General features: G+C 66.3%; 12 protein-coding genes and 2 pseudogenes. 8 read left to right on the top strand and 6 right to left on the bottom strand.

Going from position 1 to position 15,200, the window contains the following annotated elements; genetic code table 11:
• Nucleotides 1-185: 185 nt before the first annotated feature.
• The 4 genes from ALII_RS0117975 to ALII_RS0117960 all read left to right on the top strand — a co-directional run bounded on the left by ALII_RS0117975 (nucleotide 186) and on the right by ALII_RS0117960 (nucleotide 4,717).
• The gene (locus tag ALII_RS0117975) at nucleotides 186-1,508 is read left to right on the top strand and encodes a tetratricopeptide repeat protein (protein WP_024588608.1); all 1,323 of its coding nucleotides are present in this window, start codon (nucleotides 186-188) and stop codon (nucleotides 1,506-1,508) included.
• 83 nt (nucleotides 1,509-1,591) lie between these two features.
• Nucleotides 1,592-3,040, top strand: coding sequence for a xylulokinase (gene xylB / locus ALII_RS0117970; RefSeq protein ID WP_024588607.1), 1,449 nt, complete (start codon nucleotides 1,592-1,594; stop codon nucleotides 3,038-3,040).
• 4 nt (nucleotides 3,041-3,044) lie between these two features.
• Entirely contained in the window at nucleotides 3,045-4,355 is a 1,311-nt protein-coding gene (xylA, locus tag ALII_RS0117965) for a xylose isomerase (RefSeq protein WP_024588606.1), read from the top strand.
• Nucleotides 4,356-4,498: 143 nt separating this feature from the next.
• On the top strand, nucleotides 4,499-4,717 hold the full coding sequence (locus tag ALII_RS0117960; protein WP_024588605.1) for a hypothetical protein: 219 nt from the start codon (nucleotides 4,499-4,501) through the stop codon (nucleotides 4,715-4,717).
• A 3-nt stretch (nucleotides 4,718-4,720) separates the two neighbouring features.
• Here ALII_RS0117960 and ALII_RS0117955 read toward each other — a convergent pair whose 3' ends face one another.
• Nucleotides 4,721-5,494, bottom strand: a complete 774-nt coding sequence (locus ALII_RS0117955) for an IclR family transcriptional regulator C-terminal domain-containing protein (RefSeq protein WP_024588604.1) — start codon at nucleotides 5,492-5,494, stop codon at nucleotides 4,721-4,723.
• A gap of 125 nt (nucleotides 5,495-5,619) precedes the next feature.
• On the opposite strand from ALII_RS0117955, the gene ALII_RS0117950 reads away from it, so the two are divergent.
• From ALII_RS0117950 to pcaF, 3 genes are read left to right on the top strand one after another with little or no spacing between them, the layout of a single operon-like run.
• Nucleotides 5,620-6,357, top strand: a complete 738-nt coding sequence (locus ALII_RS0117950; protein WP_024588603.1) for a 3-oxoacid CoA-transferase subunit A — start codon at nucleotides 5,620-5,622, stop codon at nucleotides 6,355-6,357.
• The gene (locus ALII_RS0117945) at nucleotides 6,354-7,025 is read left to right on the top strand and encodes a 3-oxoacid CoA-transferase subunit B (protein WP_024588602.1); all 672 of its coding nucleotides are present in this window, start codon (nucleotides 6,354-6,356) and stop codon (nucleotides 7,023-7,025) included. Before ALII_RS0117950 ends, ALII_RS0117945 begins: the two co-directional genes overlap by 4 nt.
• 2 nt (nucleotides 7,026-7,027) lie before the next feature.
• A complete protein-coding gene (gene pcaF / locus ALII_RS0117940) occupies nucleotides 7,028-8,236 on the top strand; it encodes a 3-oxoadipyl-CoA thiolase (RefSeq protein WP_024588601.1) in 1,209 nt (402 codons plus the stop codon).
• Between the two features lie 74 nt (nucleotides 8,237-8,310).
• Here the strand turns inward: pcaF and ALII_RS0117935 are convergent, their stop codons facing one another.
• The 5 genes and pseudogenes from ALII_RS0117935 to ALII_RS0117915 form a co-directional block, all read right to left on the bottom strand.
• Nucleotides 8,311-9,096, bottom strand: a complete 786-nt coding sequence (locus ALII_RS0117935) for a carnitinyl-CoA dehydratase (protein ID WP_024588600.1) — start codon at nucleotides 9,094-9,096, stop codon at nucleotides 8,311-8,313.
• A pseudogene (locus ALII_RS21375) lies at nucleotides 9,093-11,133 on the bottom strand (acetate--CoA ligase family protein). Before ALII_RS21375 ends, ALII_RS0117935 begins: the two are co-directional and overlap by 4 nt.
• A 187-nt stretch (nucleotides 11,134-11,320) precedes the next feature.
• On the bottom strand, nucleotides 11,321-12,484 hold the full coding sequence (locus ALII_RS0117925) for an acyl-CoA dehydrogenase family protein (protein ID WP_024588599.1): 1,164 nt from the start codon (nucleotides 12,482-12,484) through the stop codon (nucleotides 11,321-11,323).
• A 192-nt stretch (nucleotides 12,485-12,676) separates the two neighbouring features.
• On the bottom strand, nucleotides 12,677-13,735 hold the full coding sequence (locus tag ALII_RS0117920; protein ID WP_024588598.1) for a 3-hydroxyacyl-CoA dehydrogenase NAD-binding domain-containing protein: 1,059 nt from the start codon (nucleotides 13,733-13,735) through the stop codon (nucleotides 12,677-12,679).
• Nucleotides 13,736-13,928: 193 nt separating this feature from the next.
• Entirely contained in the window at nucleotides 13,929-14,843 is a 915-nt protein-coding gene (locus ALII_RS0117915; protein WP_024588597.1) for a 3-keto-5-aminohexanoate cleavage protein, read from the bottom strand.
• 73 nt (nucleotides 14,844-14,916) lie between these two features.
• Here ALII_RS0117915 and ALII_RS0117910 point away from each other — a divergent pair.
• Nucleotides 14,917-15,200, top strand: a pseudogene (locus ALII_RS0117910) (GlxA family transcriptional regulator); the annotation flags it as partial.

Genomic DNA, 15,200 nt, shown 5'->3' with positions numbered 1-15,200 from the left:
GCTACCCATCCCCTCGGTCACGAAATGCAAGTCTGCCGGTGCGAATCGCCCGGCGTTGTCCGCATGATTGTCGCCGCGTGGTTGACGAGATGTTACTTTCGCCGAAATGCGCGTGAACGCGGCAGGCTTGGCATCGTGGCCGCGGCAGGCGTAGGCTCGGCGCCGTCATCAACCGGGACTGCTTCATGGCGACCGACGCGCTCGATCTTTCCATCTCCGGCGGGGCGAACGGGGCGGACGCGCATCTGCGGCGCGGGGTCGCCGACCTGCAATGCTTCATCGGCGATCCGGTCGGCGCGGCGAATGCGGCGATCGAGGCCGATCCCGACACGGTGATGGCGCATGTGCTGAAGGGCTATCTCTACGGGCTTTCGACCGAGCCGACGGCCGGTCCCGTCGTCCGTGCTGCGCACGGGGCCGCGGTGGCGCTGCCGGCCAATCCGCGCGAGCGGGCGCATGTCGCAGCGCTCGGCCATCTCGCCGAAGGCCGCTGGCACGATGCAGGGCGCGTGCTCGCCGATTTGACCGGCGAGCATCCGCTCGATGCTTTGGCGCTGCAGGCGGGGCACCAGATCGACTTCTTCACCGGCAGTGCGCTGATGCTGCGGGCGCGGATCGAGCGCGCGCTGCCCGCCTGGGACGAAAGCATGGCGGGTTACCACGCCATACTCGGCATGCACGCCTTCGGGCTCGAGGAAAATGCCGATTACGGCGCCGCCGAGCGGGCCGGCCGCCGGGCGGTCGAGCTCAATCCGCGCGATGGCTGGGCGCAGCATGCGGTGGCGCATGTCATGGAGATGCAGTGCCGGCAGCGCGAGGGCATCGCCTGGATGCGCGGCAATGCCGAGCGCTGGACGAAGGAGAGTTTTTTGCAGGTCCACAATTGGTGGCACCTCGCGCTCTACCATTTCGACCTCGGCGAGACGGACGAGGTGCTGGCGCTCTACGACGGGCCGATCTTCGGCGCGCGCTCGACCATCGCGCTCAACATGGTCGACGCCTCCGCGATCCTCTGGCGGCTGCATCTGGGCGGGGTCGATGTCGGCGACCGCTGGGCGCCGCTGGCCGCGCAATGGGCGCCGCATGCGGGTGCGTCGGCCTACGCCTTCAACGACATGCACGCGATGATGGCCTTCGTCGCGGGCGGTCGCGAGGAAGAAGCGGCACGCCTTCTGGCCGCGCAGGACGAGGCCGTCGCCGGCGCGGACGACAATGCCGGCTTCACCCGCGATGTCGGCCGGCCGATCGCCCGCGCGCTCCACGCATTCGGTCGCGGCGATTATGCGCAGACGGTGCGGTTGCTTAGCGCCGTGCGGTCGCGGGCGCATTCCTTCGGCGGAAGCCACGCGCAGCGCGATGTGATCGACCTGACGCTGATCGAGGCGGCGATCCGGTCCGGCGACCGCGCGATGGCTGGAAGACTGACTGCCGAGCGCGCCTTGCGGCGCGAAGCGAGCCCGATGTCGGGCATCCTGCGGCAGCGGGCGGACGCCATCGCCGTCGTGTGATCGCGATTTATTGCGAGTTCCGAAAAAATTCGACTCGGCGGCGGCGCGCAATCTGCTAAGAGTGCGTCCGGGAGGATTTTTTCATGTATCTCGGGCTCGATCTCGGCACGTCCGGTCTGAAGGCGCTGCTGATGGACGGCGACCAGAAGGTCGTCGCGTCGGCACCCGCAGCGCTTTCCGTCTCGCGGCCGCATGAGGGCTGGTCCGAGCAGGACCCGGCCGACTGGATCGCGGCGGCCGAGGAGGCAGTCGGGGCGCTGGCCCAGTCCCACCCGCAGGAAATGTCAGCCCTGCGCGGCATCGGCCTTTCCGGCCAGATGCATGGCGCGACGCTGGTCGATGGCGCCGGCATGGTGCTGCGGCCCTGCATTCTTTGGAACGATACGCGCAGCCACGCCGAGGCGGGCGCGCTCGACGCTGATCCGCGCTTCCGGCAGATCACCGGCAACATCGTCTTTCCCGGCTTCACCGCGCCCAAACTCGCCTGGGTGCGGGCCAACGAGCCGGAGATTTTCGCGCGTGTCGCGAAGGTGCTCTTGCCGAAAGACTATCTGCGCCTCTGGCTCACCGGTGAAACGATCTCCGATATGTCGGATTCGGCCGGAACGGCATGGCTCGATGTTACCAATCGGCGATGGTCGCCCGAGTTGCTTGCCGCGACGGGCGTTGGCGAAGAGCACATGCCGCGCCTCGTCGAGGGCACGGCGCCTGCCGGCCAGTTGCGCGGCGAACTTGCGGCCAGATGGGGCATGACTGGCCATGTCGTCGTGGCGGGCGGGGCGGGGGACAATGCGGCCTCGGCCTGCGGGCTCGGCGTCGCCAAGGGCGGTGAGGCCTTCGTTTCGCTCGGCACTTCGGGCGTCGTCTTCGCCGCTACCGATGCCTACCTGCCGAATCCTGAGAGCGCGGTCCACACCTTCTGCCATGCGATCCCCGCGACCTGGCACCAGATGGGCGTCATCCTGTCGGCGACTGATGGGCTCAACTGGCTCGCCGGGGTCACCGGCGCGAAGCCGGCCGAGCTGACGGGCGAACTCGGCGCCGAGCTGCGCGCGCCGTCGGGCGTCACCTTCCTGCCCTACCTGTCGGGCGAGCGGACGCCGCACAATGATGCCGCGATCCGCGGCGCCCTCATTGGCCTGTCGCACCAGAGCGACCGCGCGAGCCTGACGCAGGCCGTGCTCGAAGGCGTTGCATTTGCGCTGCGCGACAATCTCGAGGCGCTGCGCGCGGCAGGAACCGAGCTGTCATCCGTGATGGCGGTCGGCGGTGGCTCCCGCTCGCAGCTCTGGTTGAAGACGATCGCGACGGCGCTCGGCATCCCGGTCGAGCTGCCGGCCGACGGCGATTTCGGTGCGGCCTTCGGCGCCGCGCGCCTTGGCCTCATCGCGGCGGAAAACGCCGAGCCGGCCGCGGTTCTGACGCGGCCCGGCATCGCCTCCACCATCGAACCCGACCGCGCGCTGGCCTCGGCTTATGGGGACGCCTATGCGCGTTTCCGCGCGCTTTATCCTGCACTCAAAGGAGTCTGACCTCATGAGCACCGGTTTCTTCGGCGACACCAAGCCGATCAAGTTCGAAGGCCCAGAATCGACGTCGGAGCTGGCCTACCGTCACTACGATCCGAACGAGATCGTTCTCGGCAAGCGGATGGAGGACCATCTGCGCTTTGCCGTCGCCTACTGGCACTCTTTCGCCTGGCCGGGCGGCGATCCGTTCGGCGGTCAGACCTTCGAGCGGCCCTGGTTCGGCGACACGATGGAAGCGGCCAAGAAAAAGGCCGACGTCGCCTTCGAGATGTTTCAGCTTCTCGGCGCGCCCTTCTACTGCTTCCACGATGCCGACGTGCGGCCCGAGGGCGCGACGCTCAAGGAGAGCATTTCGCGGCTCGACGAGATCGCGGATGTGTTTGCCAAGAAGCAGGAAGAGACCGGCGTCAAGCTGCTCTGGGGCACCGCCAACCTCTTCTCGCACCGCCGCTATATGGCGGGCGCGGCGACCAATCCGGACCCGGACGTCTTCGCCTATGCGGCCGCGACCGTGAAGAGCTGCGTCGATGTCACCAAGCGGCTCGGCGGCCAGAACTATGTGCTGTGGGGCGGGCGCGAGGGCTATGAGACGCTGCTCAACACCGACATGAAGCGCGAGCGCGAGCAGGCGGGGCGGTTCCTGTCGCTCGTCGTCGACTATGCGAAGAAGATCGGCTTTGACGGCACGATCCTGATCGAGCCCAAGCCTCAGGAGCCGACCAAGCACCAGTATGATTTCGACGTCGCGACCGTCTACGGGTTCCTCAAGGATTTCGGGCTGGAGAAGGAGGTCAAGGTCAATATCGAGCAGGGCCACGCCATCCTCGCCGGCCATTCCTTCGAGCACGAACTGGCGCTCGCCGGCGCGCTCGGCATCTTCGGATCGATCGACATGAACCGCAACGACTATCAGTCCGGCTGGGACACCGACCAGTTCCCCAACAATGTGCCGGAGATGGCGCTCGCCTATCTGGAGGTACTGAAGGCCGGCGGCTTCACCACCGGCGGGACCAATTTCGACGCCAAGTTGCGCCGCCAGTCGCTCGATCCGGTCGATTTGCTCGCGGCCCATGTCGGCGGCATGGATTGTTGCGCGCGGGGCCTCAAGGCGGCGGCGAAGATCATCGAGGACAAGGCGCTCTCCGCGCCGCTCGAGGAGCGCTACGCCGGCTGGTCCGATCCGGACGCGGCGAAGATGCTCGATGGGTCTTATTCGCTGGAAGAGATCTCGACCTGGGCCCTCGATGCCGGCATCGACCCGCAGCCGGTCTCGGGCCGGCAGGAGCGGCTGGAGAACATCATCAACCGCTACGTCTAGCGGCGCAGAAGCAAGGCGCGTTTACTTCTGGGGCGGATGCGGGAATATCAGTCTCGCAACTGCCCCAATTTGAACGCGCGGTTGTCTTCGCTCTGTCATCGATCCCGGCTATTTCTTCGCGCAATCGACGAAAGGAGGAATCGATGCTTCATCATCTGCACTACGCCGCCAATACGCATCGCGCCCCGTGCAGCGATTCCACCGACACGGCATCGATCGTTGACCGCCTGCTGGCCGTCGCGGAATTGCCGGCAAGCGACAACGAGATCGACCGCGCCATTGCGCAGCACCGGCAATTGACGCTCGCCCGGACGATCAAGGGCCTGATCGAGCGCGACGAAGGCACCTGCCAAGCGGCCTGACCGCTACTGCACCACGAAAAAATCCTCGATCGAATTGGCGGCCGTCTTCAGGAGCGGGAGGAATTCCCGCTCCATTTCCGACAGCGGCATCCGCGCCGACTGCGTCGACACGTTGATCGCCGCGACGATGGCGCCGGTGCGGTCGCGGATCGGGACGGCGATGGAGCGCAGGCCGATCTCCAGTTCCTGGTCGACGATGGCGTAGCCGTCCGTGCGCGCCTTGGCGATGAGGCGGGCGAGTTCGGCCGGGTCGGTCACCGTCCGGTCGGTCTTGGCGGTGATCCGCGCGCGGGCGAGGAACGCGGCGAGGTCGGTCTCCGATAAACCTGACAGGATCACCCGGCCCATCGACGTGCAGAAGGCCGGCAGGCGCGTGCCGACATGGAGCGCGACGCCGACGATGCGCGCGCCGGCGATGCGCGCGACATAGACCACGTCCTCATCCGCCAGCACCGCCGCCGAGCAGCTTTCGTTCAGCGCCTGCGAGACCTCGCGCAGGAACGGCTCGGCGTAGGTCCATAGTGATGCGCCGGATAGCCATGTGCGGCCGAGGGTTATGAGGCGCGGCGACAGGCGGAAGATGCGCCCGTCCTGCCGGGCGTAGCCGGCCGCGACGAGGGTCAGCAGGAAGCGCCGCGCGCCGGCGCGAGTGAGGCTTGCGCGGTCGGCGACCTCGCTCATCGTCAGCCCGGCGGGATGCGCCGCCAGGATTTCCATGACGCCCAGCCCGCGCTCCAAGGACCCGACGAGGTCGGAGCGGGTTGCCTGCTCTTCGATTGACACGTTACCCTCAGTCATCTAGAGCATGTATCGCATATGGAACATATGTTCGCAATGCGAACTTTGCCTCAAGTCGAACTGCGGTTGGCGTCCTGCCCTCCGTCCAAATTTCCGGGAGCGAGATGAACAAGATCACCCCCAGCATTGAGGATGCGATCGCCGGCATTGAGGACGGCATGACCGTCATGATCGGCGGCTTCGGCGGCTCGGGCGCACCGATCGAACTGATTGACGCGCTGGTCGCGCGCTACAAGGCAACCGGCTCGCCCGGCCGACTGACCGTCATCAACAACAATGCCGGCAATGGCGCGGTCGGCATCGCCGCGATGATCTATGCCGGCATGGTCGCCAAGATGGTCTGTTCGTTCCCGCGCTCGACCGATGCACGCGCCTTCACCGAGCGCTACCACGCCGGCGAAATCGAGCTGGAACTCGTGCCGCAGGGCACGCTCGCCGAGCGCATTCGCGCGGGCGGCGCCGGCATTCCGGCCTTCTATACGCCGACGAGCTTCGGCACGGACATTGCCAAGGGCAAGCCGGTCGCCGAGTTCGATGGCCGGCCTTACGTGCAGGAGCGCTGGCTGAAGGCGGATGTCGCGATCATCAAGGCGGAGCTTGCCGACCGGAAGGGCAACCTCACCTACAACAAGGCGGCCCGCAATTTCGCGCCGCTGATGGCGATGGCGGCGGCGACGACGATCGTCCAGGCGCGGCAAGTGGTCGAGCCCGGCGCGATCGATCCCGAACATGTCGTCACGCCCGGCATCTTCGTCGACATGGTCGTCGAGATCGCCGACGCAAAGCAGGAAGAGGCATTGTTGCGCGAAGGGGCGCTCGTGAAGGAAGGGGCGGGCGCATGACCGCGAAACTCACCAACGCCCAGATCGCCTGGCGCGCGGCGCAGGACATTCAGGACGGGGCCTATGTCAATCTGGGCATCGGCTTTCCCGAGATGGTGGCGAAATTCAAGCCGAAGGGCCGCGAAGTCATCTACCACACCGAGAACGGCGTGCTCGATTTCGGCGAGGCGCCGCCGGCCGGCGAGGAAGACTGGGACCTGATCAATGCCGGCAAGAAGGCGGTGACGCTCAATCCCGGCGCGTCCTTCTTCAACCATGCCGACAGCTTCGCGATGGTGCGCGGCGGCCATCTCGACGTCGCGATCCTCGGCGCCTACGAGGTTGCGGAGAATGGCGACCTCGCCAACTGGTCGACGGGTCCCAAATCGGTGCCGGCCGTGGGCGGCGCGATGGACCTCGTGCACGGGGCCAAGCGCGTCTGCGTCATCACCGACCACGTCACCAAGGACGGCAAGCCGAAGCTCGTCGAGCGCTGCTCGCTGCCGCTGACCGGCGTCGGCTGCGTGACGACGGTCTATACGAGCCTTGCCGTCGTCGAAATCATCGACAAGCGTTTCGTCCTGCGCGAAAAGCTGCCGTCCATCAGCATGGAAGATTTGCAGGCCGTGACCGGAGCGAAGCTCGTGGTCGAGGGTGCCTGCAAGGATCTGATCGTACCGGAGGTTTGAACATGGCTGACGCCTATATCTGCGACTATATCCGCACGCCCATCGGCCGCTTCGGCGGTTCGCTCTCCTCCGTGCGCGCCGACGATCTCGGCGCGGTGCCGCTGAAGGCGCTGATGGAGCGCAACCCCAGCATCGACTGGGCCGCCATCGACGACGTGATCTATGGCTGCGCCAACCAGGCAGGCGAGGACAACCGCAACGTCGCGCGCATGTCGCTGCTTTTGGCCGGCCTGCCGGAAGCCGTTCCGGGCGCGACCGTCAACCGGCTCTGCGGCTCGGGCATGAACGCCGTCATCAACGCCGCCCACGCCATCAAGGCGGGCGAGGCGGAGATCATGATCGCCGGCGGCGTCGAGTCCATGAGCCGCGCGCCTTTCGTCATGCCGAAGGCCGACACGGCCTTTTCGCGCAATGCGGAAATCTACGACACCACGATCGGCTGGCGCTTCGTCAACCCGCTGATGAAGAAGCAGTATGGCGTCGATTCCATGCCGGAGACGGCGGAGAACGTCGCCGAACAGTTCCAGATCAGCCGCGCCGACCAGGACGCGTTTGCCGCGCGCAGCCAGGAGAAGGCCGTCGCCGCGCAGGAGAACGGCCGCCTCGCCAAGGAGATCGTCGCCGTGACGATCCCGCAGCGAAAGGCCGACCCGATCGTGGTCGACAAGGACGAGCATCCGCGCGCCGGGACGACGGCCGAGAAGCTCGGCAAGCTGCCGACGCCGTTCAAAAAGGAGGGCGGCACGGTCACCGCCGGCAACGCTTCGGGCGTCAATGACGGCGCGGCGGCGCTGATCATCGCGTCGGAAGCTGCGGTGAAGAAATACGGACTGACTCCGATCGCGCGCGTTCTAGGCGGCGCCGTCGCGGGCCTTGCGCCGCGCATCATGGGCTTCGGTCCGGCGCTCTCGACGCGCAAGCTCGTCGAGCGCCTCGGCATGAAGGTTTCGGATTTCGACGTGATCGAGCTCAACGAAGCCTTCGCGTCACAGGGCTTGGCCACGCTGCGCGATCTCGGCATCGCCGACGACGCGGACCATGTGAACCCGAATGGCGGCGCCATCGCGCTCGGCCATCCGCTCGGCATGTCGGGCGCCCGCATCACCGGCACGGCGGCGCTGGAGCTGAAGGAACGCGGCGCGCGCTATGGGCTGGCGACGATGTGCATCGGCGTCGGCCAGGGCATCTCGATCGCGATCGAGCGGGTGTGATTCGGTAGGGCCGGCGTCATCCCGGCTCGCGCCTCGCTTCGCTCGGACTTCGGCCGGGATGACGCCTGTCTCAGCTACTTTCCCTTCCACACCGGGTCGCGTTTTTCGGCGAAGGCCTTGAAGCCTTCGAGGCCGTCTTCCGAATCGTAAAGCCGGTCGACCGTGGCGAACTGGCGCTTGGTGATGCGGTTCATCGCGGTCTGGAAGCTTTGCCCCTCGGCCTCGCGCGCGACTTCCTTGATCGCGGCGAAGACGAGCGGCGGACCGGAGGCGAGGAGGCGGGCGACGTCCCAGACGCGCTCTTCCAACTGGTCGGCCGGATGCACTTCGTTGACAAGGCCCCAGCGATGGGCCTCCAGCACATCCATCCAGCGGCCGGTCAGGAGCATGTCCATAGCGACGTGGTAGGGGATGCGGCGCGGCAGCTTGATCGTCGCAGCATCGGCAAGCGTGCCGGCCTTGATTTCGGGCAGGGCGAAGCTCGACGTCTCGGACGCGTAGATGAGATCGCAGGACAGCGCCAGTTCGAACCCGCCGCCGACGGCCATGCCGTGGACGCAGGCGATCACCGGCTTGTTCATGTCGCGCAGTTCCTGCAGGCCGCCGAACCCGCCGACGCCATAATCGCCGTCGACCGCATCGCCTTCTGCCGCTGCCTTCAAATCCCACCCTGCGGAGAAGAACTTGTCGCCGGCGGATTTCACAATCGCGACGCGCAGGTCGGGATCGTCGCGGAAGGATTTGAAGGTCTCACCCAGCAGGCGCGAGGTCGCAAGGTCAATCGCGTTCGCCTTCGGCCGGTCGAGCGTGATCTCCAGAATCGCGCCCTCTTGGCGGGTTTTGACGATTTTGTCGCTCATGTAGTTTCCTCCAGTATTTCGAAATCGCCGACCAGCAGCGCATCGGCGATGAAGGCGCCGCGCTCGCAGACGATCAGCGGGTTGATGTCCAGTTCGACGATCCGGCCCTCATTTTCGACGACGAAATCGCAAATGGCGAGGATCGTGTCGATGGCTGCCTCGACGTCGCCTTTCGGGCGACCGCGATAGCCGTCGAGGAGCGGGAAAAGCTTTAGCGAGCGTAACGCGGCCTCGATCTCGTCGCGGGGTGCGGGGACGAGAAGCGTGGCGGTGTCGGCCAGAAGCTCGACCAGAACGCCGCCGGAGCCGATGGTGAGCAGCGCGCCGAATACGGGATCGGGGGAGATACCGACGATGAGCTCAGCGAGCGGATTCTCGATCATGCGCTCGACGTAGAGGCCGGCGCCGAGGGGCAAGAGGGCGGTGGCGGCGGCTTGGATCTCGGCGGGGGTGTTGAGGTTGAGGCGGACAGCGCCGTGTTCGGATTTGTGGGCGAGGCCGAGTGATTTGAGTGCGACGGGGAGGCCGAGGGATTGGGCTGTGGTGAGGGCTTCGTGCACGGAGGATACGCGGCGGCCGGGGGGGACGGGGAGATTGCGTGAGGTGAGCAGGGATTTGGCGGATGCTTCGTCTAGGGATGCGCGCTGCACACCCCCCTCTGGCCCAAGCCTTTCCCACAAACGCCGCCGCTTCCGTCGCCACGATCGCTTCTTCGATGCCGTGCAGCGGCACGATTCCGCGCGCGAAGAGATCGTCGGCGTGTTCTTCCGGCAAGTTCTCCGCCATCGACGCCACAATCGCGCCGCGTGCATTATTGGCGTTCAACGCCGCCTCGAACGCACGCACCGTCGGCCACCAGTCTGCGTCCGAGCAGCGATCGGTGCGGGGAAAATCGAGCACCAGCATGTTGAGGTTGAACCCGCCCGAAACCATCGCCGTGAAGGTCGCGGTCATGGCCGGTTCGTCGTTCCAGATGAAGGTGTGGTAGTCGAGCGGGTTGGCGACGGCGACGAGGGGGCCGAGGGTGGCCTTCACCCGGTTGCGATGCGTCTCGCCGAGCGGCGGGAAGGTCACCGCGCGCCCGTCGGCCGCATCCGCCATGACCGACGCCTCGCCCCCCGAACAGCTCATCGAGGAGAGCCGGTTGCCGGCCAGCGGCCCGACGCCGTGGAGAAGCTTCAGCGTTTCGAGGAAGGCCGGGATCGAGTGGACGCGGGCGATGCCGAGACGTTTCAGGAACGCGTCTGAGCCGGCGTCCGAACCTGCCAGCGAGGCCGTATGCGAGATGGTCGCCGCGCGGGCCTGTTCGGATCGGCCGACCTTCATCGCGACGATCGGCTTTTGCAGTTCGCGCGCGCGTGCGGCGAGGCGTTCGAAGCCGGGGATGGAATCGAAGCCCTCAATGTGGAGTCCGAGCACGGAAACGCGCTCGTCCTCGATCAAGCCGAGCGCCATCTCCGACAGACCGGTCTGCGCCTGGTTGCCTGCCGTCATGAGGAAAGCGAGCGGCAGGCCGCGCTTCTGCATCGTGAGGTTGCAGGCGATGTTGGATGACTGGGTGATGATCGCCGCGCCACGCGTGCCCGGCGCTAGCCGCCGGCCGCCATGCTGGTCTGGCCAGAGCAGCGCGCCGTCGGCATAGTTGATCAGCCCGTAGCAGTTCGGCCCGATGACGGGCATGTCGCCGGCGGCCTCAATGAGTTCGCGCTGGAGGCGGGGGCCGTCCGGGTCGTCGGCCTCGAGGAAGCCGGCAGCGAAGGAGATCGCGCCGCCGGCGTTGCGGACGGCAAGCTCGCGCAGGATGTCGATCGTGGCGAAACGATTGACGCCGATGAAGGCCGCGTCGGGCGCGGCGGGCAGGTCGGCGATGGAACGGAACGCTTTGATGCCTTCGATGTCGGGTTTCGTCAGGTGGATGGGCCAGATGTGGCCGGTGAAGCCCATCTTGAGAGACTGTTTGACGACGTTGGTCGCGAAGGCGCCGCCGCCGACGATAGCGATGGAGCGGGGGTGGAGAAGGCGGTGGAGGCGGGTCATGAGGAGGAAGGAATCTTGCTAGGGGACCCCCACCCTTTATCCCTCCCCACAAGGGGGAGGGAGGTCGCCAGCGTCGCGCCGGTTCTACCAGGCGCTGCGCCGAAAGCACGTGCACCGCGTCGAAGTCTCCCTCCCCCTTGTAGGGAGGGATAGAGGGTGGGGGTCTGAAGTGCGAATACGCCGCGCATCAACCGCCCACCGCCCGCAGCAACGCCCGCGAGATGATATGCCGCTGGATTTCGCTCGTGCCTTCCCAGATGCGCTCGACGCGCGCGTCGCGCCAGATGCGTTCCAGCGGCAGTTCGTCCATCAGGCCCATGCCGCCATGGATCTGGATCGCCTCGTCGGCGACGAAGGCGAGCATTTCGGTGGCCTTGAGCTTCGCCATCGCCATGTCCATGTCGGTGACCGTGCCGGAATCGTATTTCCAGCCGGCTTCCATCAGCATCAGGTCGGCGGCTTTCAGTTCGGTCGCCATGTCGGCGAGCTTGAACGAGACACCCTGGAACTTGCCGATCTTCTGGCCGAACTGCTCGCGATTGGCGGCCCAGTCGACGGCGTGGCCGAGCGCGCGTTCGGCGCGGCCGATGCAGGTGGCGGCGACTTGCAGGCGCGTCGCGCCGAGCCAGGAATTGGCAACCTCGAAGCCCTTATGGACCTTGCCCAGAACCTGTGACGCTGGCAGGCGGCAATCGTCGAATTCGAGGACGGAATTGGTGTAACCGCGATGCGAGACGTTGCGGTAACCGTCGCGCACGGTGAAGCCCGGCGTCCCCTTGTCGACGAAGAAGGCGGTGATCAGCTTTTTGGGGCCGCGCGGTGTTTCTTCCTCGCCGGTCGCCATGAAGACGATGGCGAAGTCAGCGATATCGGCGTGGGAGATGAAGTGCTTGGTGCCGTTGAGCACCCAGTCGCCGCCGTCCTGCTTGGCGCTCGCCTTCATGCCGCGCAGGTCGGAGCCTGCGCCGGGCTCGGTCATGGCGAGGCAGTCCCACTTCTCGCCGCGGATGCAGGGGAAGAGATAGCGCTCCTTCTGCTCGTCTGTGCCGGCGAGAAGGATGTTCGACGGCCGCGCGACGCAGGTCCAGTGCAGCGCGTAGTTGGCACGGCCGAGTTCCTTTTCGTAGAGCAGCCAGGTCAGCGTATCGAGACCGGCACCGCCGACGTCCTCGGGCATGTTGGCGGCGTAGAGGCCGGCCGCGATGGCTTTGGCCTGCAATTCCTTGACGAGGTCCATGCGCAGGTGGCCCGTACGCTCGACTTCGGCCTCGTGCGGGTAAAGTTCGTTCTCGACGAAGGCGCGGGTGGTCTCGACGATGAGGCGCTGTTCGTTGGTGAGGGAGAAGTTCATGAGCAATTGTCCTCAGGTCGACGCGAGGCACCCCCCTCTGGCCTGCCGGCCATCTCCCCCTCAAGGGGGGAGATCAGTCTCGTCGTCGCCGCCCTTGAACCTGCAGGACTAGGTGCGAATTCCACGTGCTTGATCTCCCCCCTTGAGGCGGAGATGGCCGGCAGGCCAGAGGGGGGTGTCTAGGCGCCATCGTTATCCCTTATTCTTTTTCTTGGGCTTCTCCGCCTTCGCCTTGGCGGCCGCCTTCGACACCGGTTTCGCCTTGGCGAGCCGGTTGACATACGCCTTGTGCAGTTGCCCCGCGCCCCAGCCCTTGCCCTTGTTCTCCTTCGAGAGCGCTTCCATGATCGCGACGAGATTGTCGTCGCGGATCTTTTCCAGTTCGCGGATCGACCATTTGCCGGACTGGGCGTCGGACTGGCTGGCGATGAGGTCGACCAGTTCGTCGTTGAACTCGGGCACGTCCATCAGCTTGGTCCACGGCCAGGAGAGGCAGGGGCCGAACTGGGCCATGAAGTGGCGCATGCCGGCTTCGCCGCCGGCGATGCGGTAGACCTGGAACATGCCCATCTGCGCCCAGCGCAGGCCGAAGCCAAAGCGCATGATGTCGTCGAGTTCCTCGACCGTGCAGATGCCGTCCCTGATCAGCCACAACGCCTCGCGCCACATGGCTTCCAGAAGGCGGTCGCCGACGAAGGCCTCGATTTCCTTGCGGATCACGACCGGCTTCATGCCGATATCGGTGTAGCATTCGCGGGCGAGCTCGATCGCTTCCGACCAGGTCTGCTCGCCGCCGACGATCTCGACGACGGGCAGGAGGTAGACCGGGTTGAACGGGTGCGCGACGACGAGGCGCTCGGGATGGTTCTTCATCGCCACGGCCATGTCGGTCGGCTTGATGCCGGAAGTCGACGAGCCGACGAGCGCGGAGGAAGGCGCGTGGGCGTCGATTTCGGCCAGCACCTTGTGCTTCAGGTCGAGCCGCTCGGGCACGCTTTCCTGGATGAAGCCGGCATCGGCGACAGCCTCGGCGATGCTCGCCGCATAGGTTATTTTGCCTTCCTTGGGGCGGCCCGACGTCGCCAGGCGCTTATAGGCGCGGCGGGCGCCGGCCATGACTTCGTCTACCTTCCGCTTCGCCTCGGGGTCGGGGTCGAAGATCGCGACGTCGATGCCGTTCAGGACAAGGCGCGCGACCCACCCCGCCCCGATGACGCCGCCGCCGATGCACGCTGCCTTGGTGATGGTCATTTGGTTTGTTTCCTGCTGCGTTGGTCGACCCCCACTCCGTCGCGCTTCGCGCGCCACCTCTCCCCCGATCGACGGGGGAGAGGAAGTGCTGGATGCGACGCCGTGCTTTTCCTCTCCCCCGGGCAGGGGGAGAGGTGGCCCGCGAAGCGGGACGGAGTGGGGGTGATGTTTGCGAGCGCAAAGACCATAGATTCTACACCAAGGGGGCGCGTTTGGTCAGGTTGAGCTTCCTGCGCACCTCGTCCGGCCCGATCACCCGCGCGCCCATATTTTCCACGATCGTCACCGCGCGCTCGACGAGCTGAGCGTTGGTGGCGAGTTCGCCCTTGCCGAGCCACAGATTGTCCTCCAGCCCGACGCGGACATTACCGCCGGCGAGGACGGCGGCGGCGACGTAGGCCATCTGGCTGCGGCCGAGCGAGAAGGCTGACCAGGTCCAGTCCTTCGGCACGTTGTTCACCATCGCCATGAAGGTGTTCAAATCGTCCGGCGCGCCCCAGGGCACGCCCATGCAAAGCTGCACCAGCGCGTCGGGCGCGAGGACGCCTTCCTTCACCAGTTCCCTGGCGAACCAGAGATGGCCGGTGTCGAACGCTTCGATCTCGGGCTTCACGCCCATCTTGGTCATCATGCCGCCCATGGCGCGCAGCATGCCGGGCGTGTTGGTCATCACGTAGTCGGCCTCGGCGAAGTTCATCGTGCCGCAGTCGAGCGTGCAGATTTCCGGCAGGCACTGGCGCACATGCTCGACGCGCTCGGCGGCGCCGGCCATGTCGGTGCCCTGTTCCTTCAGCGGCAGGGGCTTGTCCGTCGAGCCGAACACCATGTCGCCGCCCATGCCGGCGGTCAGGTTCAAAACGACGTCGACATCTGCATCGCGTATGCGCTCGGTCACCTCGCGGTAAAGGGCGATGTCGCGGCGCGGGGCGCCGGTCTCGGGATCGCGGACATGGCAGTGGACGATCGCCGCGCCGGCCTTCGCCGCTTCGATCGCCGAATCCGCGATCTGCTTGGGCGAGCGCGGCACGTGGGGCGAGCGGTCCTGTGTGCTTCCCGAGCCGGTGACGGCACAGGTGATGAAGACCTCGCGGTTCATTTCGAGCGGCATGTGCATCCTCCAAGTTGCCGCCAGCTTCGCGTCCCTTGCGTCAGCGTGTTTTGCGATTTACGCATAGCAATTGATGCAAAGCGAAAAGCATTCGATCTTTCGGCCCGATGCCACGCTGCTGGCGGTGACTTTTCTCGTCTTGCCGGGCTGCTCGCTGATGTGCGTCGCGTGCGCCATCGATCCCTTGCGCGCCGCGAACCGCATCTGCGGTCGGCCGGTGTTCGACTGGCGCGTCGTTTCGCTCGACGGCGCGCCGCCGCAGACGACCAGCGGCTTGCCGATTGCCGTTTCGGGCGCGTTCGACGCTGCGCGGGCCGGCGATTTCGTCATCGCGATCGGCGGGGTCGGGTCGCGCGG

This window comes from Aliihoeflea sp. 2WW (assembly GCF_000497755.1).
Taxonomy (GTDB): Bacteria; Pseudomonadota; Alphaproteobacteria; order Rhizobiales; family Rhizobiaceae; genus Aliihoeflea.
The sequence above is the reverse complement of the archived record's forward strand: the minus strand, read 5'-3'. Positions and strand labels throughout refer to the sequence as shown.